Source organism: Actinoallomurus oryzae, assembly GCF_039541955.1.
Classification (GTDB): Bacteria; Actinomycetota; Actinomycetes; order Streptosporangiales; family Streptosporangiaceae; genus Actinoallomurus; species Actinoallomurus oryzae.
On record NZ_BAABHF010000057.1, the window covers coordinates 108,113 to 129,533 of the forward strand.

Here is a 21,421-nt window from a genome sequence, read left to right on the forward strand (position 1 = left end):
GGTTCAGCGCGCCTCGTCCAGCGCTTCCTCCGGCTCGTCGGCGGGCGTGGTGTAGCGGGTGAGGGCGGGTACGGCGAGACGGAGCAGGCCGGCGCCCAGCAGGACGGCGATGCCGCCGCCGACCGCGCTGACGGCGGGGGAGGTGAGCGAGGCGACGGCACCGGCGCGGAAGTTGCCGACCTGGGGCCCTGCGGCGCCGATGACGAAGTCGACGCCGCCGACCCGCCCGCGGAACCCGTCGGGCGTGGCGAGCTGCACGATCGTGGCGCGGACGATGGCGCTGATCGTGTCGGCCGCACCCGCGAGGACCAGCAGCGGCAGGCCGAGCCACAGCGTGCGGGCGAGGCCGAACCCGGCGATGGCCGCACCCCAGACCGTCACGCTCGCCAGCAGGGCCCGGCCGGGGCGGACGGCGTGCGCGACCGCGCCGGACAGCGCCGAGCCGAACAGCCCGCCGACGGCGGGCGCGGCGGTGATGAGCCCCAGGGTGGGGGCGGCACCGCCGAAGTGGGCGGCGTTGAGGGCGGGGAACAGCGCGAACGGCATGCCCAGGACCATCGCGTCGAGGTCGGCGAGGAAGACGCCGGTCAGGATCGGCCGCCGGCGGATGAACCGCAGTCCCTCGGCGACGGCGGCGACGCCGGGCCGGGAGGCGCCGCCCTGCGGCGGCATGGCGGGCAGGCGGGCCAGCGCGTACAGGGTGCCGGTGAAGCTGACCACATCGGCCAGGTAGCACAGCCGCAGGCCACCGGCGGCGGTGACGACCCCGGCCAGCGCCGGACCGGCCATGAGACCGACCTGGAAGCACAGATGGTTCAGCGCGACGCCGGCCGCGACCTGGCCGGCGGGCAGCAGCCGCGGCACGAACGTGCGGCGCGCGGGCGCGCCGACCGCCCCGAGCAGCGACTGGGCGGCCACCAGCGCGTACAGCGGCCACAGCGCCCGCAGGCCGGCGAACGCCTGGACGGCCAGGAGCGCGGAGACCACGACGGAGCCGGTGCTGGTGGCCTGGACGAGGCGGCGGCGGTCGACCGCGTCGGCGAAGGATCCGCCGAACAGGCCGAGCAGGATCAGCGGCAGTCCCGAGGCCAGCCCCACCGCGCCGACCGCGGCCGAGGAGTGCGTCGTGCGGTAGACCTGCAGGGTCACCGCGAAGGTCGTCATCTGCCCGCCGACGACCGACAGGGACGAGCCGGCCCACAGGCGGCGGAAGTCCGCCGACTCGCGCAGCGGGGTGATGTCCAGCACGAAGCGGCGGCGCCGGGGCATGCCCCATCCCTTCGATATCGCGTCGATCCCGTACGGTGGGTGCGACATGCGCACGATCACGCACTTTGGCGAGCACGAACTGCACGTCCGGCGTTCGCGGTTCGTCTGCGCGCTCGCCCGCGTCACCACCGAGGCGGAGGCGCGGGAGTTCATCGCCGGGCGCCGCAGAACGCACCACGACGCGACCCACAACTGCACCGCCTACGTCCTCGGCGAGCACGGCGACCTTACCCGCAGCAACGACGACGGGGAACCGGCCGGCACGGCGGGGCTGCCGATGCTCGATGTGCTGACGCGCCGGGAGCTGACCGGCACGGTCGCCGTCGTCAGCCGGTACTTCGGGGGCGTCAAGCTGGGCGCCGGCGGTCTGGTGCGCGCGTACGGGCAGGTCGTGGCCGAGACGGTCGACCGGGTGGGAGTGGTCGAGCGGCGTGCGGTGGTGACGGTGACGGTGGTGGCCGACCACGCCCTCGCCGGGCGGCTGAGCCGTGACCTGCACGCGTCCGCCTACACCCCGGCCGGGTCCCGGTACGGCGTGCGGGCCGAGCTGGACGTGCTGGTGCCGGAGGAGGAGCTGACGGCGTTCGAGGCGTGGGTGGCCTCGGCCGCCGGCGGGCGGGCGGAGACCCGGCGGGGCCCGGTCGGCTATGTGGACGCACCGATCTCCTGATTGTTGCCAGAAGCTGTCAGGTATGGCCGGAAGCATGGAGGCGTTCCACCGACGAAGGGAAATCGACGATGACCGCCATCGCCTCACTCGCCATGGTCAACCTCGACTGCGCCGACCCGCGCGCGCTCGCGGAGTTCTACCACGGCGTCTTCGGCTGGGAGATCACCCACAGCGAGGATGAGTACGCCATGGTCAGCGACGGCCGGACCGCCATCGGCTTCGGCCGCGTCGAGGGGTTCGCCCCGACGGGCTGGCCGGAGGAGTCCACGCCCAAGCGCTACCACCTCGACCTGTACGTCGACGACCTGGACAAGGCGGAGGCGGCCTGCCGGGAGCTCGGCGCGACCCGGCCGGACGCGCAGCCGGGCGGTGACCGCTGGCGCGTGCTGCTGGACGTCGCCGGGCACCCGTTCTGCCTGTGCGTTCGCGCCTCGTAGTCACGCGTCCGCCGTGTCCGGCGCGGGTTCGGGCCGGGCACGGCGCAACGGCAGCAGCAGGGCGGGCAGCAGGGTCAGCGCGGTGAAGGCCAGCACCCACCAGAAGGCGGCGGCGAACGCCGCGGACGGCGCGTCGCGGTGGTGCGCCAGATGGTGTTGCAGGATCGCGGTGAGCACGGCCGCGCCGACGGACGCGCCGACCGTCTGGACCGTGGTGATGGCGCTGGTCGCGCCGGGGATCTGGGCGGGTGCGAGCCCCTCGTAGGCGGCGGCCGAGACCGGGACGGCGACGGCCGCCACGCCCATGCCCCACACCAGCAGCACCGCGCCGAGCAGGAATCCGCCGGTGTGCGGGCCGACCTGGGTGAAGGCGAGCGTGCCCAAAGTGGTGACCGCGATGCCGGCCAGGACGACGGGCCGGGCGCCGATCCGGTCGGTGAGCCGCCCGCTGACGGGCAGGGCGAGCATCGTGCCCAGGCTCTGCGGCGCCAGCAGCAGCCCGGCGGTCAGCGCGCCGTGCCCGCGGACCTGCTGGAAGTACAGCGGCATCAGGATCATCACCCCGAAGACCGACAGCCGGGACAGGAAGTTCAGCGTCGAGGCGGCCGCGAAGGGCCGGTGGGCGAACAGGCGCAGGTCCAGCAGTGGGGCGACCCGCCGCCTGCGCAGCACGTGGACGGTGAACCCGGCCAGCAGCGCGACGCCGGCGGCCAGCAGCGGGATCCGCGCGGTCCGGGCGGACAGCCCGTACAGGGTCAGGGTGAGCGCGGGCGCCAGCAGTGCCAGGCCGGTGAGGTCCAGCCAGCGTGTGCCGGCTTCGCGGGGCGGGGCGGCCGGGAGGCCGCGCCGGGCGAGCAGCAGGGCGAGCAGGCCGATGGGGATGTTGACGTAGAAGATCCAGCGCCAGTTCCCGGCGTCGATGATCAGGCCGCCGAGCAGCGGGCCCAGGATGGGGGCCAGCTGCCCGGGCACGGCCACCAGGGCCATGACGCGCCCGCGCTGGCCGGGGTCCGCGGCCTGGGCGAGGATCATCATGCTCAGCGGCACGATCATGCCGCCGCCGATGCCCTGCACGGCGCGGAAGGCGATGAGGGCGCCGGCGGACCAGGCGGCGCCGCACAAGGCCGAGCCGCCGAGGAAGACCACCAGCGCGAACCTCCACATGACGCGGGCACCGAAGCGTTCGGCGAGCCGGCCGGTGACGGGGATGACCGTCGCGATGGCCAGCAGGTAGGCGGTGCTGACCCACTGGATCGTGGTGACCGAGGTGTGGAACGCGCGGGTGAGGCCGGCGAGGGCGACCGCGACCATCGTCATGTCGAGCATCGCGGTGACGGTGCCGACGATGACGGTGATCCCGAGCCGGAGGAGGGCGGGATCCAGGCGGGCGGGCCGCGTACGGGATGTGGTGTCGGTCATGACGTAGCACACTACACTGTGCAGTGTAGTTCGCCTACACTGCACGGTGTAGCCGAGGAAAGGGGACCCGTGCCCGACACGACCGCCCTGCGCCCGGGGTCGCCCGCCAAGCGCGCCGCGATCATCCGGGCGGCGCTGGAGGTGTTCGTCCGCGAGGGGTACGCGCGCGCCAGCGTCGACGCGATCGCCGAGGCCGCCGGGGTCTCCAAGCGCACGATCTATGACTATTACGGCGGCAAGGAACCGTTGTTCCTGTCGGCGGTGCGCGAGACCGCGGCGGCGCAGGCGGCGGCCTTCGGCGATCTGCTGGACCGTACGCTGGGCGAGGTCACGGACGTGGAGGCGGCGCTGACGGAGTTCGCCCGCGCGTTCGCCACGGAGGTGGCCCGCTCGGCCGAACGGGCCGCGGTGGTGCGCCTGATGATCGCCGAAGCCGCCCACTTCCCGGACCTGATCCACACCGCGCCGCAGGACCGCCCGGTCCAGCGCACGCTGGCCGACCGGCTGGCCGAACTGGGCGAGCAGGGCCTGCTGGAGGTCCCCGATCCGCTGGAGGCGGCCGAGTTCCTGGGCCTGCTCGTCACCGGCCCGGTCAACGCCCGCTCCTGGTACGGCACGGTCCGCCTGGACCAGGAGGAGATCGACCGCCTGGCCACCGCCGGCGCACACGTCTTCCTGCGCGCGTACGCCCGCTGACCGAACCCTGTCCGCGCACAGGGCGCGATCCGCAACGGCGGTAGGGTCCGGCGCGTGTCCGCGAACCCGAATGATCTCCTCACCGAGGGCGCTGCGATACGCCTGGCCGGCGACAACGTCATCGCCGGCGAGACCGATGGCGCCTTGCGAGCCCGCTCTGGTGTCGTGATCAGGCTCGGAGTCCGGCGCGCTCGGCGACGTCCGTGTCGAAGATGACGAGCACATCGTCGGTGCACAAGGAGAACGGCCCCGGCCCGTCAGGCTCGTACGTGGCCGAGCGGCCGACGGCGATCCACACCTGACCGGCGGTGGTCCGCACGTGGATGGCCGCCGGCACCGGAGTCGAAGCGCCGTGCTCCTCGCCGCACCACTGGACGCGGCACGCCTCGATCGGGGCGGAGACGATCCCGGCCCACAGGGGGTGCTCCGTGACCGCGACGCGTGCCGACCCGCCCGGCTCCCCGATGCGGGAGAGGAAGTCGCGCATCGGCGCCGGGTAGAGCTCGACTCCGTAGTGGTCGAACGTGCTGCCCCACACCGCCGAGTAGGTGCCGCCGCCGTCCGTGGTCAGCTCGACGCCCATCGTGGGCTCGTGCCACGCACCGTAGTCCCAATTGTCGGGATCGGTGCCCTCGTCGCCGACCATCAGCACGAAGTAGTCGACCGCGACGATGGTTCGCCGGCACAGGCCAGCGACGAGTCGTTCGTAGCTGTCGACGGTCAGGAGCGACGCGGTGCTCACCGCGGCATCCTGTCACTCCGACATGGGCGCGACGTCACCCCGTCGTACGGCGCGCGGACCGGCAGCGCGCGGAACGGCCCCGGCCCCTCCGGCCGCCACACGTTGGTGGCGAGCGCGGCCGTCGCGTGTCGGCACCGGCGCATCCAGCTCCATCGTGAAGTTCATGACCGCACCTGGTGTTTGCCGGATGTCGCCGTCGCCGAGGTGATCATCCAGTGGCTGAACGCGGCGTAGTGCCGTGCGAACTCCTGCGGTGTGGGCGCGTGCTCCACCGCGGCCGACAGCTCCGCGACGTGGGCGTAGCGGGGGATGCGGTCGGTCTCGTAGGCGGCCAGCGCCGCGGGCACGTCACTGGTGGGGGTGAGCAGCCGGCCGAGCAGGGCGGCGTCCTCGATGCCCAGCGTCGCACCCGCGGTGATGTGCGGCGACATCGCGTGGGCCGCGTCCCCGGCCAGCACGACACGTCTGGAGGTCCAGTGCGGCAGCGGCGGCACGAGCATGATCTGGTTGTGCAGGATCGTCTCCTCGGGCGTCGCGGTGATCAGCTCGGTCAGGATCCGGTGTCCCTGTTCGAGGTGGGCGGCCCGGTCCAGGGCCTGCTGCTTGAGAGTGCCGGTCGGCTCGGGCGTGTCGAACTGGTTGACCAGCCAGTAGACGCCGCCGTCGTAGGTGCGCACGTACCCGCCGCGGCAGCCGTGGGGGCCCAGGATCAGCCGGTCTTCGGCCGGGGTGATGCGGGGGTCGGCGATGACCGCCCGCCAGGCGTGATGGCCGGGGTGCTCCTGCGCGGGGGCGGCGGGCACCAACTGCCCGCGCACCGTGGAGTACGTCCCGTCCGCGCCGACGAGCGCGTCGGCGGTCTCCTCGCCGCCATCGGTCAGCCGGATCGTGACATGGTCCGCATGCTCCTCGTATCGGGCGAATCCGGCGGCCAGGCGAATGTTCTCCCGGCCGACGGCGTCGGCCAGCAGGTCGTTCAGCCTGGCCCGGTGCACCAGCAGGAACCGATGGTCCTCGGGGCCGAACTCCGGGGTGTCGAGCAGCCGCCCGGCCGGGTCGTGGAAGTACATCTCGCCGGGCTTGCCGATGGCCCGTACCTGCGCGCCGATGCCGAGTTCGTCGAAGACCGCCAAGGCGTTGGCCCACAGCCCCAACCCGGCCCCGGCGGCGCGGATCTCCGGCGCGTGCTCGTAGATCACCACGTCGACACCGGCGCGCCGCAGGGCCAGCGCGCTGGTCAGGCCCACGATCCCGGCCCCGATCACCACGGACCGCATCAGATCTCGCCTCCGGCCGCGTTCGCATCACGGCCACAAGCGCCGTGGTGACGTGCTGGGCACGTGCGGATGTCCATTGCGTACTCCTTCGCGTCGCCCTGTGGATCCGACGGTAGGGACGCAACCCGATTCACTCCAGTGCAACCTTGTTACGCACTTATTTCGCTGGTGACAATCGGCGGGTGGACTACGACCTGAACCTCATCGAGGGTTGGACGCGCTGCTCACCGAAAGCAGCGTGACCAGGGCCGCGGTCCGGCCGCACACCCCGGCCCTGCGGTGCGGCCGGACCATCCACTCGCGAGGGTGAAGACCGTCACGCCGAAGCGGTCCGCCGCGGCCGATCACATCGTCGTGTCCCGGCGAGGCCGCGCGTTCGTCGTCGTGGACCACGGGTCGGCCGCCGCCGACCCGGCCGCGCCGGCGGGCGGCGTCCAGGCCGTTCTTGGTCTTGCGGACGATGTCGCGGCGGCGGTCCTCGGCCACGGCGAGGGCCAGATCGATGATCAGGGAGCTTAGAGGTTGACTTCTCTCCCTAGGGCATCTTCGATATCCGAGCAGCGTCTGCCGATCTACGATGTCCGGCGGGCGGAGCGGCCGCCGGACCCGGGCATTGCGGGTGGTTGTTGGCGTTATGCTCTGGCGGATGCGGGATAGCCGGTTGGTGCGTTCAGCTTGGAGAATGCTCTCCGCTGGGGATGTGGCCGGGGCGGCGTTGCTCGCCGAGCAGGCTCTGACCGCGCGGTGCGAAGTCCAGGACGTGCAGGCGCTGTTCCGGGGGCTGGCCGAACACGGGGGTCGCGGCTTGTTCCCCCTAGGAGATCCCCTGTCGGCGGCGCGGGTGGTCGCCCGGGCGCACGTCGTGGCCTACGAAGGAGACTACGATTACGCCCTGCCGCTGCTGGTCAAGGCCCAGGTCTATTCGGCTGACATTCCATGGGCGATCGGCGTGCCCTGGCTGATCGGACCGGACGCCGCGGGAGCCATCGACGTGCGCACGGTTATCAATGCAGCAGTCGGCCTGCTGCAGATCATGCGCCCCCTCGCCGACGCCGGCCACACGAGCCATATCGAGCCGTACCTCACCTTGGCCCGCAACAGCGTCGCTCTACACGGCGACAACGGCCCGCTGCTGTCGGCTGTCGCCTACCTGGCCCGCTACTTCGATCTGGAGTACGCGGCCCGCTGCGCCCAGGCCGGGTTCGACCTCGCCCCGTCCCATCCCGCAGGAGCGGTCTTGGGGTTGACCCGCCGAGACCAGGGCCGCGACGACGCGGCGATCGCGGCGTTCGAGGCGGCGCTGGAGTACGACCCGGCCGGAGTCGGCGTCTTGACCGACCTCGGCGAGTTGCTGCTGGATAACGGCCGGCCGGAGGAAGCCAGGTCCTACGCCATGAAGGTCCTCGAGCAGGAATCCGACAACCTCTGCGCCCAACTGACCGTCCACGGCGCGAACTTCCTGCTGACCAGGAAAGAGGCCGACCTGGAGGCGATCATGCGGATTCAGCGCACCAGCTCGGCACAGACTCATGCCCACACGCACGCGACAAAGTTGTTGACCTCGGTGATCCAACGCACCGCAGTACGCACTGCAGTGTTCGGCAGGACCAGCGAAGCTGGACGGTGACCCCAGGTCGCGATTCTCGACGGTTCGCTGGGCGATCGGTGGCTAGCAGATCATTCGACGGTGGCTAGGAGCCGGGCGAAGAGTTCCGCGGGGGTCTGCCGGCCGAGCAGGTGCAGGAGCATGACGTAGCGAGTAGTGCGGTCGACCAGGGCGCCGATCGCCGAGCGGCCGCTCTGCCCGACGATGAGATCGCCTTCCCAGTGGCCTGCGACCTGCCGGTCGTTGCGGGTCACGCCGCACCTTCCCCTCCTTCGACCGCGCCGGACTACCGCCCGTCGCTGAGCACGAAACGGGTGGTACTTGCCTGTGCGTTCGTCGCAGTTCCGACGAACCTCGCGGCTGATCGTGGCAGGGCTGCGCTGCAGCTCCCGCGCGATCGCGCGCGGCGATGCCCCGCTGCGGCGCATGTCGGCGATGACGATGCGCTCGTCCTCGGACAGGAACCGCGGCGAAATAGCCCCGCCATCAGGCTGCTCGGTGATCGACGAGGACCCCGCGGGCCCACCGGCAGCCGCAGGCCACCGCCGTACAGGGCAACAAGAACAACGTCGACCTGCACATCCGCAACCACCACCATCACGGCAACCTCGGCATCAACCGCCAAGACGACACCCGCCGGCACCACACCCAGGCGCGACGCAACTCCTGAGCCGCCGCAACCGCGCCTGCGGCCAGGACACACAGAGCCCTCGGCGCCTACGGCTCGCCGGTGACGATTTCCGAGAGAGATGCGCGTACCTGGTCACGGAGCCAGGCGTGGGCGGGGTCGGAGTCATAACGCTGGTGCCAGTTGCAGTTGATCGTCACCGGCGGCGACTTCACCGGCAGCGGCCGGGTGATCAGCCCGAACGCCTCGATGAGCGGGCGGCCGAGATTCTCGGTGCTGGTGACCAGCACGTCGCTGCGGCCGGCTATTCGCAGGGCCATGGCGAGCGTCGCGACCGCCGCGATCACTCGTCGGCGCAGCCCTTCGGCCGCCAGCACGTCGTCGATCGGTGCGGTGAGACGGCCTCGCCGGGAGACCAGCACGTGCGGCTGCGCCGCGTAGGAGTGCAGATCCAAGCCGTCCGCGCACGGATGAGCCGGACGCATCGCCACGACGAGCGGGTCGTGTCCCAGAGTCTCGGATCGGAACTCGGGCAGGCTCGGCCGGTCCCCGCCGAGTTGAAGGTCGACGCGGCCCTGGCGGAGATCGTCGGTGTCGGCGGAGTGCTCGGCCAGCACACGCAACCGTACGCCGGGCGCCTGCTCCTGGATCCGGCCGACCAGCACGGGTCCCAGCGACGTGGCGAGCACGTCGTGGCACTGGATCGTGAAGGTGCGGTCCAGCTCGGCCAGGTTCAGCTCACGGGCCGGTGACAACAGCTCGTGCGCCTGCCGGACCAGCCGGTGCACGTCCTCGCGAACCGCCAGAGCGTAGGGCGTGGGGATCATCGAGTGCCCCGTACGCACCAGGATGTCGTCGCCGGTCACGGCGCGGAGCCGGCCGAGGGTACGGCTGACCGCGGGCGAGGACAGGTGCAACCGGTCGGCCGCGCCCATCACGCTGCCCTCTTCCAGCAGGGCGTCGAGCACCGTGAGCAGGTTCAAATCCAGTTGCATGCCGGTAAATCATACGCGCGAGTCGATGTCGGAGAGTTAATGACGGGCTGCCGAGTCGGATGATGCTGCGAAGACGGTGGCCGCCCGCGTTCTGACAGACCGAAGTCACTCAGCGCAGTACGGCCGCCAGCAGGTCGCCGCCCAACGCGGTCAGATCAGTCAGATTGAGGGTGTACCGGACGTAACGGCCGTGCCGCCGGGCCGTGAGCAGGCCCGCACGGCGCAGGACGGCAAGGTGGCGGGACACCTCCGGGGGTGAGAGTTCCCAGAAGTGGGCCAGCTCGCCGGTGGTGTGCGGGCCGCGGACCAAGGTGCGCAGTAGCCGCAGCCGTACCGGATGCGCGAGCGCCTCCAGCCGGAGGGTGACCGTCTCCAGAGAGACCGGTTCCGCCGGACTCGGCTCGGCGACGGGGTACTGCACCACCGGATGCCATCCGGGCGCGTGGACCGCCACCAGATGCGGGCGGCCGAAGACGCTGGGGATGAAGGTGACCCCGGCGTCACGGGCGGCGGTCGCCTTGTCCTGCACCTTGTCCACGATGATGGATTCGCCGTCCGGTGCCAGGGCGACCGCACCGGAGACCGAGGCAAGTGCCGCTCCGATGCCCTGGCGCCTGAGCAGTTCGTTCTTCAGGCGCAGATCGGTGGCGAGCTGCGCCGCGACGCCCGCCCAGGCGCCGTCGAAGAATGCCTCGGCGCATTCTTCGAGGGTGTGGCGCACCCGCGCCCGCACCGCGGCCGGGTCCGCGAGCAGCCGTTCCGCGAAGGCCTCCTGCAGCGCGCCGCGGGCCTGGGCCACGTCCAGGGCCCGCTCGCGCGCGGTCGTGTCGGTGAGCGGCGACGCCCGGCGGAAGTGGACCCGGTTGCTGCCGCAGGTGGTGACGAGCGCGGCGGTCACATACGTCTCGTCGTCGATCCGGTCAACGTCGTCCAGCTCCTCCGCGAGGGTCGGCCGGGGCCGCGCGGGGATCAGGAAGTCGGCCTGGGAAGAACGCCAGAGGAACTCCGCCTCCCTGAGCCGCTCGGCCAGCTCCGGCCGCAGCCCGGCCCAGACGTCCCCGGCCCAGCCGGCGAACTGCGGATGGTGACCGGGCTCGGCCAGCACGTGCAGCATCGCGGTCAGCTCGGCGAGAGGGGAGGCGGCGAACCGCAGTCGCTCGGACGGCAGACCGCTGATGTCGATCCTCAACGTCATCCCCCCATCATCACCGCCCGGACAACCCGGCGACCGCGTCGATTGACGATGTGCGTCAACCGGCGTGCCCTGCCCCAGCGGCCGAACGCACCGTCTGACGCCATGGCGACCATCACCAGAATCCAGCCCCGTGCCCTCGTCCGTGCCTCCGGCGGCCCCCGCTATGCCGTCGCCCTGGCCGTGGACGCGCTCGGCACCGGCCTGCTGCGGCCCTTTCTGCTGCTTTACGGCGTGACGGTCCTTAGGCTGTCCGCGCCGGTCACCGGTACCGCCATGACGGCCGGCATCGTCACGGGCCTGGTGTGCATGCCCGCGGTGGGCCGATGGCTGGACCGGGGCGCGCGCAGCACGGTCGTGGCGGCGTCGATGCTGGTGCGGGCACTGGGCGTGGCGCTGCTGCTGGCCACCCCGGCGGGGCACGTCTGGCTGTTCGCGATGGCGGCGCTCTTCCTCGGCATCGGCAACCAGGCATGGCCGGCCGCCCACGCGGCTCTCGTGGCCACGGTCGCCCACGGCCGAGAACGCGACACCGCCCTCGCGGGGGCCCGCGCCCTGCGCAACGCCGCCCTGGGCGCCGGAGCACTGCTCGCCACCGTGTGCCTGGCCGGCGGCGCCACCGCGCTGCGGGCGCTGGCAGCCGTCACCGCGCTCGCCTACCTTGCCGCGGCCGCCTTGGCGTGGTCGGTCCACGTGCACGCACATCCGGCGAAGGCCGCTGCGGCCAAGGAGCGGGACGATCAGCCCGCACCTCGGATGCGTACGCTGCTGGCCGCCAACGTGATCTACGTCTTCTGCCTCAACGTCCCCGAGATCGCGCTCCCTCTGGTCCTGGTGACACGGTTCCACGCGTCCCCGGTGTGGCCGGCGGCCATCTTCGTGGCCAACACGGTGCTGGTGGTCACTCTGCAAATTCCGGTCACCGCCCTGCTGTCCCGCCGTCTCTCCCGACGGACCGTGCTGTCTCTCGCCGGCGTGGTGATCGCCGCTTCCTACCTCGGCTTCCTCGCGGCCGGCTCGCTGGAACACGGCTGGGCCACCCCGGCCGTCGCCGCGGTCTCCGTGGTCTGCGCCATCGGTGAGATCATCTACGCGGGCAGCGCCACCGCGCTGGTCGCCGCCCTCGCCCCGGACCATGTCCTGGGACGCGCCCTCGCCCGCTTCCAGCTGTCCACGGGATTCGGCCTCGCCGTCTCCCCAGCGGTCATCACCGCTCTCGCACCTCACGGCCCGGCCGCCCTCTGGGGCGGCCTCGCCGCTGCGACGCTCATCTCCGCCTCCGCCGTCGCCACCGAGACGGATCGGGGAACACGGCTCGGCGGTCGCCGGCGCCGGGCGCGAGCCGGCTCGTGAGCTCGCTGACCGGCGAGGACCACATCGCCGCCGCCCCGGGCGGCACGCCCGGGGCGGCTGATGATCCTCGCCGGCTGAAGGCCGTGGCCGTTCAGGCGAGGATCTGGACGTACCCGTCGGTTCCGTGGACGCGGATCCGCTGCCCGTCCCGGATGAGGCGGGTGGCCCGTTCCACTCCCACGACGGCCGGCAGGCCGTACTCCCGCGCGATCACCGCCCCGTGGGTCATGAGGCCGCCTACCTCCGTCACCAGCCCGGCGGCGGTGACGAACAGGGGGGTCCAGCCGGGGTCGGTGTAGGCGGTGACCAGGATGTCGCCCGCCTGGAGGTCGGCCCGCGCCATGTCGGTGACGACACGGGCGCGGCCCTCGATGGTCCCGGCCGAGACGGGCAGGCCGGCCAGCGCGCCGGGCGGGGCGTCGTCACGCCGATAGTGGCCGTTGACGGCCTCGCCGTCGGAGGTGAGGACCCGGGGCGGGGTGAGCGCCTCCTGCGACCGGAACGCCTCGCGCCTGGCCGCGATGAGTCCGGCGTCCGCGTCGCCCGTCCGCACGACGTGCTGCAACTCCTGGAACCGGAGGAAGAAGATGTCTTCTCTCTCGCGCAGGACGCCGGTGTGGACGAGGCGATCGGCTTCGCGCAGCAACGCCTGCTTGTAGGCCAGGTAGCGGCTGACCATGCCGTACTTGGGGTACTCCCGGTATCCGGCGAAGGTGCGGACACGGTCGATCATCCGCTTGGTCTCCGCGGCCTTGTGCTCCCCGTCGGGCAGGGCGCGCAGCCGTCCCAGCAGTTCCCGTTCCTTCCGTCGTGACTCTTGGAGTCCTTGTGCGAAGCGTCGCCTGCCGGCGCCCGGCTCGAAGTTGTCGATGTTGCCGAGGAGGGTGGGCACGAGTGCGGCGGGGTTCTCGCTCCAGCGCGTTCGGGTGATGTCGATCTCGCCCGCGCAGCGCATGCCGTACTCCTCCAGGTAGCCCCGGATGGCATCGCGTGCTTCCGGTCCGCCGGTCAGCCCGGCCAGCTCGGGCAGGAAGGCGTCGCCGTCCCGGCCTTCGTCCACGACACGGCGCAGGAACGCCACGACGTCCGTGTGCGGTCGGATCGTGTCCGCGACGTCGAGGAGCGCCAGCCCCATCTGCGATGTGACGTTGTGGGGGACGGATTGGGTGAGCGCGTCGGCCGCGTTCTTCTCGCCCAGCCACGTCTCCAGGTGGTCGTTGAGCCACCAGGCCGCCTCCATCGCCGCCATGATCACCTGGTGGCTCTGTGGCGAGAACAGGGTGCGCTTGAGCTCGGCGATGTCGGCCAGGATGAAGTCGAGCAGCGCCGGCCCGGACAGCTCCTGGATCTCGCGCCGCAGGGTGGCGACGGACTCCTGGTTGCGCCGGATCAGCCGGGTGACGACGGCCGGATCGGTCGCGATCGGCGCGGGTGGGTCACCGGCGGGTGCGGTGCCGGAATCGTCGTCGGGAAGCGAGCGGAGGAAGCCGCGGCGGTCCAGGACGGTCTGCAGCGCGTCACGGGTCAGCGGGTCGGCCCTGCCCAAGGTCTGCAGGAGGCCCGCGCGGCCCGCGGGCGTCGCCAGGATGGGGACCACGTCGACGAACAGCCGTCCGCCCGCCTCGTGCATCGGGCTCGGGGTCGTCAGCTGCCACAGGGACAGCCCCAGCGGCCTCATCGCGTCGGTCATCATCTGCTGGTGACCGACGGAGAGGTAGATGTGGTCGTCCTGGTCATCGGTCGCGGGGATGGGGAACAGGGTGGTGATCGGGCGGCTCTGGAGGATGTGGAAGTCCTCGCCGGTCAGGCACCATTCGATGTCCTGGGGCCGGCCGAAGTGCGCCTCGATTCGCCGGCCCAGCCGCACCAGGCGCACGACCTGCGCATCGGTCAGCGCTGGCTGTTCCCGCCGCTGAGGTTCGACCGGTGCCTCCCTGGTGCCGCCGCCCGGCGACGCCTGGACCGACCTCGGCTTGGCGGCGACCGCCGTGGTGAGGACCTGGTCGTCGCGCACCGTGAAGACGTCCCCGGCGGCCAGGCCGGAGACGAGCGCCTCGCCGAGCCCCCACCCGGCTTCGACGGTGGCGATCTTCCGGTTCGAGGTCACGGGGTCCGCGGTGAACAAGACCCCGGCCGCGTCCGGGAACACCATCCGCTGCACGACCACGGCCATCCGTACCTTCCGGTGGTCGAAGCCATGACGGCGCCGGTAGGTCACCGCGCGTTCGGTGAACAGCGAGGCCCAGCACCGCCGGACGTGCCGCAGGATCGCCGGCAGGCCCGTGATGTTCAGGTAGGAGTCCTGCTGGCCGGCGAAGGACGCGGTCGGCAGGTCCTCGGCCGTCGCGCTGGAGCGCACCGCGTAGGAGTCGTGCGCCCCGAGCCGGGCGAGTGACGCACCGATCGCCGCCTCGAGATCGTCGGGCACGGCGATGCCTTCGACGATGCGGCGCAGGTCGGCGCTCAGGGTGCGGATCGCCGCGCGGTCGTCCGGTTCCACGCGCGACAGCCGGTCCAGCGCGGTGTCGACCGACGGCGCCTCGGCCACGACCCGCTGGAAGGCCTCCGTCGTGACGCAGAAGCCGTCCGGCACGGGGATGCCGTCGATCCGCGAGAGCTCGCCCAGGTGCGCTCCCTTTCCGCCGGCGTCGGCGACATTCGTCGAGTCGATTTCCTCGAAACCCAGCACGTAGCTCAATTCCGTTGCCCCATCGTTCGTCGATTCGGTTCGCAACGGCGGCAAGTATGAAGCACTTTTTCGCAGCTCATGAGGCGAGTTGATCTGCTATAAAGTGAAACTGGGGGGAGAGGTGCGATCCGCACACCCACGGCATCCCGGCGTTCTGGCCTGACGGGCGATCTCACCTGCGTATTTGGCCGGTGGCCCGTCTTGGCAATGCGCGAAGGCCCGCATCGAGACACCGGTGAGGTGATCGCGATACGGGCCCGGTCTAGGCGATACCGAACACGCGCTCGGCCGTGCGGTGGCCGATCGCCGTCCGCTGATCATCGGTCAGCGGCGTGTCCCGCAGGAAGGCGATGGCGGCCGCCGGGTCCTCGTACGGGAAATCGATCGCGAACATGATGTTGTCCTCGCCGACCGCGCGCAGGGCCAGCCCGAGCACGTCCGGGTCGTCGATGCCGCTCGTGGTGATCACGAAGTTGCGCCGGAAGTACTCGCTCGGCGTCAGCGACAGCCGCGGTATGGGCGTGGCCGCCCCGGCCGTCCGCGTCGCGAACGCGTGCCGGTTGTCGATCCGCCGCAGCCAGTACGGGATGCCTTCGCCGAGGTGCCCGAGCACGATGGTCAGCCCGGGGTGGCGGTCCAGCGTGCCGCTGAGGATGAGCCGCATGGCGTGCAGCCCGGCCTCGGCCTGGAAACCCCAGATGGCTCCGGACAGCCCGTAGTCGCGGTAGGCGGCGAGCATGCTCGGCGCTCGCGGGTGCAGGTAGATCGGTGCCCGGTGCGTCTCGGCCGCCTCCAGCAGCGGCGCGAACCGCGGCTCGTCCAGGTACCGCCCGCCGGTGTGGGAGCAGATCATGATGCCGTTGAGTCCGAGCGGGCCCATGGCCCGCTCGATCTCGGCCGCGGCGGCGGCCGGGTCCTGCGGCGGTACCGTGGCCAGCCCGCCGAACCGGCCGGGGTGCCGGCCTACGATCGCGGCCAGCGCGTCGTTGAACTCCCGGGCCAGCGGCACCGCGTCGGCCGCCGGATAGGGCTGGACACCGGGCGGGTTGAGGCTGAGCACCGCCATGTCCTGCCCGAGGGTGTCCATCTCCTTCACCCGGGCGTCGAGATCGGCGAGCCGGGCGCGGAACCGCGGAGTGGTCTCCAGCGTGCGCATCAGCTCCATCTCGGTCTCGTCGCCCGGCACGACGTCCAAGCCGTGCGCGGCGCGCAGGAACGCCTCGGTCGCCATGTGCTCCTCGACCGCGATGACCCTCATGCCCGCCGCCCGCCGTCGACCGACAACGCGATGCCGGTGATGTAGGAGGCGGCGCCGGAGCAGAGCCAGACCGCCGCCTCCGCGACCTCCTCCGGCGTGGCCAGCCGCCCGAGCGGCGTGATCGCCTCCTGTCGCGCGATCATGTCGCCGTCGCCGGCCCACTTCTCGAACCCGGGGGTGCGGGTCGGGCCCGGGCAGACGGCGTTGACGCGGATGCCGTCCGGGGCGTAGTCGACCGCGGCGACCTTGGTGAGCCCGATGATGCCGTGCTTGGCGGCGACGTAGGCGGGGGCGTGGGGGATCGCGTGCAGACCGCCGCCGGAGGCGATGTTGACGATCGCGCCGCCGCGATCGAGCGCGGGCAGCTCGTACTTCATACACAGGAAGGTACCGGTCAGGTTGCCCCGGACCACGCGCTCGAATTCATCCAGGGTCATCTGGTCGAGCCGCCGGTGCGAGGCGGTGCCGGCGTTGTTGACGGCGAAGTCGAGGCGGCCGTAGGCGGTGACCGTGCGCTCGACGGCCGCCTGCACGGAGCGTTCGTCGGCGATGTCGACGGTGGCGGTCAGTGCCTCCCCGCCGTCCTTCCTGATCAGCTCGGTGGTCTCGGCCGCTGCGCTCTCGTCGATGTCGAGTACGGTGACCGCGGCGCCGCCGCGGGCGAGCTCCAGGGCCGTCGCACGGCCGATCCCGCTGCCGGCGCCGGTGACCAGCCCGACCTTCGGGGAGACGCCGCTCATGCCAGCGGCTCGTGGTTGGCCCAGGCGACCTTGTAGGGGTGCCGTGACTGCCAGCGGTCGATGACCTCGTGCAGGCCGGGCGCGCTGAACCCCTTCGCCAGCGCGTCGGTGTCGGCCACGGTGACCTGGACGATCGCGGTCGCGATCAGCGCCGGGACGGCCTCCTCACCGGGGACGGGGATGTGGCGCCGGGCCTGGACCGACTGCACGGAACCGGTGTCGAGCATGACACGTTCGATGTCGGAGAGGTATTGATCGACCTTGGTGTCGGGTAGGGGCTGGTCGAAGGAGACGATCATCGTGTGGTGGATCATGTCGCAATTCTCGGCGGCGTACGCCGCCGGTGTCCAAGACCGGTTCGATCTTCGGCGATAACCTGCAGGCATGGTTGAACTGGAGACCCGCGAGCTGGAGTACTTCATCGCGGTGGCCGACGAGTTGCACTTCGGCCGGGCCGCCGTCCGGCTCTCGATCGCCCAGCCGGCGCTGTCGAAGGCGATCCGGCGGACCGAGGCCCGGCTCGGCGTCCCGCTGTTCGTCCGTTCCAGCCGGCACGTCGAGCTCACCCCGGCCGGGAAGGCGTTGCAAGAACACGGACGGCATGCGCTCAACGCGGTCAGTGCCGCCGTACGGAACGCCCGGCGCGCCGGTGACGCCGAGGCCCACCTGCGGCTGGTGCTCAAGCCCGGCGGCGACGGCGGCCTGCTGTCGGCGATGCTGGCCGAGTACTCCTGCCAGCCCGACGCCCGCCGGGTGGACATCCTGTTCAGCGGCCCCGCCGACCGCACCGACTTCCTGCGCGACGCCCGGGCCGACGTCGGGCTGCTCTATGCGCCGTTCGACGACCTTGACGGCCTGGCTCACGAGACGCTGCACGTCGAGGACCGCGTGGTCATCGTCCCGTCCGGGCACCGGCTGGCCGGGCGTGCTTCGGTGCGCATGTCCGACCTGGAGGGGGAGACGCTGCCGCCGTGGAAGGGGGTCCCCGGGGGTGAGGGCACGGGTCCGGAGGTCTCCGACGTGGTCCAGCTGCTCCAGATGATCAGGGTGGGCCGGATGATCGGGGTGCTGCCCCGCTCGCTGGTCGAACCGGTCGCGGCCGATCTGGTCTGCGTCCCGGTGACCGACGCGCCGCCGAGCCGTCTCGTGCTCGCCTGGAACGCGCGGGACCGCCGGCCGCTGGTCGCCTCGTTCGTGGCCGCCGCGCTCGCCTCGCGCGGGCACGAGGCCGGACCAGGCCCCGGCGCGCCCGGTTCGGACGCGGTGCGGCTCGTGGCGGAAGGCGTTCGGTGACGGCAGCGGCGGAGACCTCCTCGAGCCGCGGCCGGGGACCTGCGTGCACCCGGTACGGCGCTCCTCCCGGCGCTAGGCGGACCGGTTCGTACGCGCGGTCTTGCGGGTCTCACATCGCCGGCATGACGGGTGTGTGGGGGATGTAACCGCTCGCGGCTTCCGGTGTCACGTGGGGTTAACAGGCGTTCCGTACGTTCGGCGCGTTGCCGGATGTGACGAGGGGGCCGGGCGTTGACCGGGAGGGACCCGCAGGCCACGACGAAGGTGCGGACGGTCTGCTCGTACTGCGGGGTCGGCTGTGGCATGGTCCTGGACGTCGCGACGGGCGCCGACGGCCGCCGTACGGTGGTGAAGGCGGCCGGTGACAAGACCCATCCGGCCAACTTCGGGCGCCTGTGCACCAAGGGGGCCACGACCGCGGACATGCTGGCCGCGCCCGGCAGGCTCACCGCCGCGCTGGTGCGTCCCGAGCGCGGCGCCGAGCCCGTGCCGGCCGCGGTGGACGCGGCGATCACCGCGACGGCCGGGCGGCTGCGGGCCGTGATCGACCGGCACGGCCCGGACGCGGTCGCGCTGTACGTGTCGGGGCAGCTGAGCCTGGAGGCGCAGTACCTGGCCAACAAGCTCGCCAAGGGTTTCATCGGCACGAACCAGATCGAGTCGAACTCGCGGCTGTGCATGGCCAGCGCGGGCACCGGCTACAAGCTGTCGCTGGGCGCCGACGGGCCGCCCGGGTCCTACCAGGACTTCGATGAGGCCGACGTCTTCCTCGTCATCGGCTCCAACATGGCCGACTGTCACCCGGTGTTGTTCCTGCGGCTGATGGAGCGGGTGAAGGCGGGCGCCAGGCTGATCGTGGTCGACCCGCGGCGTACCGCGACCGCCGACAAGGCCGACCTGTTCCTGCAGATCAGACCGGGAACGGACCTGGCGTTGCTCAACGGCCTGCTGCACCTGCTGGTCGAGGGCGGGCACATCGACACCGCCTTCATCGCCGACCGTACCGAGGGCTGGGAGGCGATGCCGGAGCTGCTGGCCGGCTATCCGCCGGCCACCGTCGCCGAGATCACCGGCATTCCCGAGGGCGACATCCGCACCGCGGCCGAGTGGATCGGCACCGCCGGCGCGTGGATGAGCTGCTGGACGATGGGGTTGAACCAGAGCACCCACGGCACCTGGAACACCAACGCCCTGATCAATCTGCACCTGGCCACCGGCGCGATCTGCCGGCCGGGCAGCGGGCCATTCTCCCTGACCGGCCAGCCCAACGCCATGGGCGGCCGGGAGATGGGCTACATGGGTCCCGGCCTGCCCGGGCAGCGTTCGGTGCTGGTGGAGGAGGACCGCGCGTTCACCGAACGGCTGTGGGGCCTGGCGCCGGGCACCATCCGCGAGGACGGCGCCGGGCAGGGCACCGTGGAGATGTTCCGGCGCATGGCCGGCGGGGACATCAAGGCCTGCTGGATCATCTGCACCAACCCGGTCGCCTCGGTCGCGAACCGCAGGACCGTCATCGACGGGCTGGAGGCGGCCGAGTTCGTGGTGACCCAGGACGTCTTCGCCGACACCGAGACCAACGCCTACGCCGACGTGGTGCTGCCCGCCGCCCTGTGGACCGAGGCCGAGGGCGTGCTCGTCAACAGCGAGCGGAACCTCACCTTGGCCCAGCGGGCCGCCGACCCGCCCGGTGAGGCGCTGCCGGACTGGCAGATCATCGCGCGGGTCGCCTGCGCGATGGGGTACGAGGACGCCTTCTCCTACTCCGGCCCCGAGGAGATCTTCGAGGAGATCAAACGGGCCTGGAACCCCGCGACCGGCTATGACCTGCGCGGGGTGACCTACCGGCGGCTGCGCGCCGGCCCGGTCCAGTGGCCCGCCCCGGACCCCGCCGGCCCCGACCGCAACCCGATCCGGTACCTGGACCGCGACGGTGACGGGCCGGTGTTCCCGACCGCCGGCGGCCGGGCCGTGTTCTTCGCCCGCCCGCACATGCCCGCGGCCGAGATGCCCGACGAGGCCTTCCCGTTCGTCCTGGGCACCGGGCGGGTGCAGCACCAGTGGCACACCCTCACCAAGACCGGCAGGGTCGCCCGGCTCAACAAGCTGGATCCGGCCCCGTTCGTGGAGGTGCATCCGCGGGACGCGCGGGAGCTGGGCATCGGCGAGGGCGACCAGGTGGAGGTCGCCTCCCGGCGCGGCCGGGCCGTGCTGCCGACGGTGGTGACCGAACGGGTGCGGCCCGGGTGCTGTTTCGCGCCGTTCCACTGGAACGACCTGTTCGGGGAGTACCTGAGCATCAACGCCGTGACCAGCGACGCGGTCGACCCCCTGTCACTGCAGCCGGAGTTCAAGGCGTGCGCGGTGTCGCTGGCCAAGGTCGCCGCCCCGCCCGCGGGACCGGCTGCGGCGCCGGCTCACGCTGATGCCAGGACGCTCGTGGCGGCGGGGCCGGTCTCGGCGGAGGCCGCCTCGGCCGCGGCCGTCTTCGGGTTGCCGGAAGTGTCCCGGCCCGTTCTGACCGAGCCCGAGCGCCGTTACCTCGCCGGTTTCCTGGAGGGGCTGGACTCGGGGGCGCCGGGTGTTCCCGTCCTGCCGGAGACGGCGCCGTTCAGCCCGGAGCACGCCCTGTGGGTGAACGGTGTCCTGGCCGGTCTGCGCTCGCGGGTTCCGCGGCCGGCGGGCGCCGGGGACACCGGCCGGGAGATCGCCGTGCTGTGGGCGTCCCAGACGGGCAACGCCGAGGGGTTCGCCGCTACGACGGCCGAGCGTCTCACCGCGGCCGGGCACCGGGTCAGCCTGCTGTGCATGGACGAGGCCGAGCCGCGTACGCTGCCGGCCGCCGACGTGCTGCTGATCAGCAGCACGTTCGGTGACGGGGACGCGCCCGACAACGGCTCGGGTTTTTGGCGGGCGCTGGCCGCCGAGGACCTCCCGCGCCTGGAGGGGGCCCGCTACGCCGTTCTGGCCTTCGGTGACTCCTCCTATGAGGACTTCTGCGGTCACGGCCGCCGTCTCGACCGGCGCCTGGAGGAACTGGGCGCCGCGCGGCTGGCCCCACGCACCGACTGCGAACCCGACTACGAAGCCTCCGCCCAGGCCTGGCTCGACCGGGTCCTGTCCGCCCTGACGGCCTCGCCGGAGGTCACCGCTCCGCCGC

At 72.0% G+C, this 21,421-nt stretch carries 18 protein-coding genes and 2 pseudogenes; 8 read left to right on the top strand and 12 right to left on the bottom strand.

The genetic code is table 11. The annotated features are described in order from the left end of the window. Window positions 1–3: 3 nt before the first annotated feature. Window positions 4–1,317 (bottom strand): MFS transporter, encoded by a 1,314-nt coding sequence (locus ABEA10_RS44495; protein WP_345474691.1) that lies wholly within the window; start codon window positions 1,315–1,317, stop codon window positions 4–6. Here ABEA10_RS44495 and ABEA10_RS44500 point away from each other — a divergent pair. Together ABEA10_RS44500 and ABEA10_RS44505 are read left to right on the top strand one after the other, a co-directional pair. Further along, on the top strand, window positions 1,316–1,939 hold the full coding sequence (locus tag ABEA10_RS44500; protein WP_345474693.1) for an IMPACT family protein: 624 nt from the start codon (window positions 1,316–1,318) through the stop codon (window positions 1,937–1,939). The two genes, ABEA10_RS44495 and ABEA10_RS44500, sit on opposite strands and share 2 nt — an antisense overlap. A 68-nt stretch (window positions 1,940–2,007) precedes the next feature. Then, entirely contained in the window at window positions 2,008–2,376 is a 369-nt protein-coding gene (locus ABEA10_RS44505; RefSeq protein ID WP_345474695.1) for a VOC family protein, read from the top strand. On the opposite strand, the gene ABEA10_RS44510 is transcribed toward ABEA10_RS44505, so the two are convergent. Continuing rightward, complete coding sequence (locus tag ABEA10_RS44510; RefSeq protein ID WP_345474697.1) at window positions 2,377–3,795, bottom strand: MDR family MFS transporter; 1,419 nt, start codon at window positions 3,793–3,795, stop codon at window positions 2,377–2,379. It lies immediately after the preceding gene. 69 nt (window positions 3,796–3,864) lie between these two features. Between ABEA10_RS44510 and ABEA10_RS44515 the strand changes: the two genes are divergently transcribed. Then, entirely contained in the window at window positions 3,865–4,491 is a 627-nt protein-coding gene (locus ABEA10_RS44515; RefSeq protein ID WP_345474699.1) for a TetR/AcrR family transcriptional regulator, read from the top strand. A 169-nt stretch (window positions 4,492–4,660) separates the two neighbouring features. Here ABEA10_RS44515 and ABEA10_RS44520 read toward each other — a convergent pair whose 3' ends face one another. Beyond that, on the bottom strand, window positions 4,661–5,233 hold the full coding sequence (locus tag ABEA10_RS44520; RefSeq protein ID WP_345474701.1) for a hypothetical protein: 573 nt from the start codon (window positions 5,231–5,233) through the stop codon (window positions 4,661–4,663). A 161-nt stretch (window positions 5,234–5,394) separates the two neighbouring features. Then, window positions 5,395–6,510 carry an FAD-dependent monooxygenase gene (locus ABEA10_RS44525; protein ID WP_345474703.1) on the bottom strand — a complete coding sequence of 372 codons (1,116 nt, stop codon included), beginning with the start codon at window positions 6,508–6,510 and terminating at the stop codon, window positions 5,395–5,397. A 306-nt stretch (window positions 6,511–6,816) separates the two neighbouring features. Here ABEA10_RS44525 and ABEA10_RS44530 point away from each other — a divergent pair, with 306 nt between their 5' ends. Further along, window positions 6,817–7,029 carry a hypothetical protein gene (locus ABEA10_RS44530; protein ID WP_345474705.1) on the top strand — a complete coding sequence of 71 codons (213 nt, stop codon included), beginning with the start codon at window positions 6,817–6,819 and terminating at the stop codon, window positions 7,027–7,029. 163 nt (window positions 7,030–7,192) lie between these two features. Next, the gene (locus ABEA10_RS44535; RefSeq protein WP_345474707.1) at window positions 7,193–8,137 is read left to right on the top strand and encodes a tetratricopeptide repeat protein; all 945 of its coding nucleotides are present in this window, start codon (window positions 7,193–7,195) and stop codon (window positions 8,135–8,137) included. 107 nt (window positions 8,138–8,244) lie between these two features. Here ABEA10_RS44535 and ABEA10_RS51450 read toward each other — a convergent pair. The 4 genes and pseudogenes from ABEA10_RS51450 to ABEA10_RS44550 form a co-directional block, all read right to left on the bottom strand. Further along, window positions 8,245–8,358 (bottom strand): annotated as a pseudogene (locus ABEA10_RS51450) (IS30 family transposase); the annotation flags it as partial. 108 nt (window positions 8,359–8,466) lie between these two features. Then, a pseudogene (locus tag ABEA10_RS51455) lies at window positions 8,467–8,619 on the bottom strand (helix-turn-helix domain-containing protein); the annotation flags it as partial. 214 nt (window positions 8,620–8,833) lie between these two features. Next, window positions 8,834–9,739 carry a LysR family transcriptional regulator gene (locus ABEA10_RS44545; protein ID WP_345474709.1) on the bottom strand — a complete coding sequence of 302 codons (906 nt, stop codon included), beginning with the start codon at window positions 9,737–9,739 and terminating at the stop codon, window positions 8,834–8,836. Window positions 9,740–9,848: 109 nt separating this feature from the next. Further along, the gene (locus ABEA10_RS44550; protein ID WP_345474710.1) at window positions 9,849–10,934 is read right to left on the bottom strand and encodes a DUF5937 family protein; all 1,086 of its coding nucleotides are present in this window, start codon (window positions 10,932–10,934) and stop codon (window positions 9,849–9,851) included. Between the two features lie 102 nt (window positions 10,935–11,036). On the opposite strand from ABEA10_RS44550, the gene ABEA10_RS44555 reads away from it, so the two are divergent. Beyond that, window positions 11,037–12,284, top strand: a complete 1,248-nt coding sequence (locus ABEA10_RS44555; RefSeq protein ID WP_345474711.1) for an MFS transporter — start codon at window positions 11,037–11,039, stop codon at window positions 12,282–12,284. Between the two features lie 91 nt (window positions 12,285–12,375). Here the strand turns inward: ABEA10_RS44555 and rph are convergent, their stop codons facing one another. From rph to ABEA10_RS44575, 4 genes are all read right to left on the bottom strand, one after another. Then, a complete protein-coding gene (rph, locus tag ABEA10_RS44560) occupies window positions 12,376–14,973 on the bottom strand; it encodes a rifamycin-inactivating phosphotransferase (RefSeq protein ID WP_345474741.1) in 2,598 nt (865 codons plus the stop codon). A gap of 262 nt (window positions 14,974–15,235) precedes the next feature. Continuing rightward, on the bottom strand, window positions 15,236–16,231 hold the full coding sequence (locus tag ABEA10_RS44565; protein ID WP_345474712.1) for an amidohydrolase family protein: 996 nt from the start codon (window positions 16,229–16,231) through the stop codon (window positions 15,236–15,238). Continuing rightward, window positions 16,228–16,971, bottom strand: a complete 744-nt coding sequence (locus ABEA10_RS44570; protein WP_345474714.1) for an SDR family NAD(P)-dependent oxidoreductase — start codon at window positions 16,969–16,971, stop codon at window positions 16,228–16,230. The genes ABEA10_RS44565 and ABEA10_RS44570 overlap by 4 nt, the downstream gene beginning before the upstream one ends. Continuing rightward, entirely contained in the window at window positions 16,968–17,285 is a 318-nt protein-coding gene (locus ABEA10_RS44575) for a hypothetical protein (protein ID WP_345474716.1), read from the bottom strand. Before ABEA10_RS44575 ends, ABEA10_RS44570 begins: the two co-directional genes overlap by 4 nt. A 70-nt stretch (window positions 17,286–17,355) precedes the next feature. Here ABEA10_RS44575 and ABEA10_RS44580 point away from each other — a divergent pair, with 70 nt between their 5' ends. Together ABEA10_RS44580 and ABEA10_RS44585 are read left to right on the top strand one after the other, a co-directional pair. Beyond that, window positions 17,356–18,264, top strand: a complete 909-nt coding sequence (locus ABEA10_RS44580) for a LysR family transcriptional regulator (protein WP_345474718.1) — start codon at window positions 17,356–17,358, stop codon at window positions 18,262–18,264. Between the two features lie 231 nt (window positions 18,265–18,495). Further along, window positions 18,496–21,421 (top strand): bifunctional nitrate reductase/sulfite reductase flavoprotein subunit alpha (locus ABEA10_RS44585; RefSeq protein ID WP_345474720.1); only part of this gene is annotated, 2,926 nt, incomplete at its 3' end.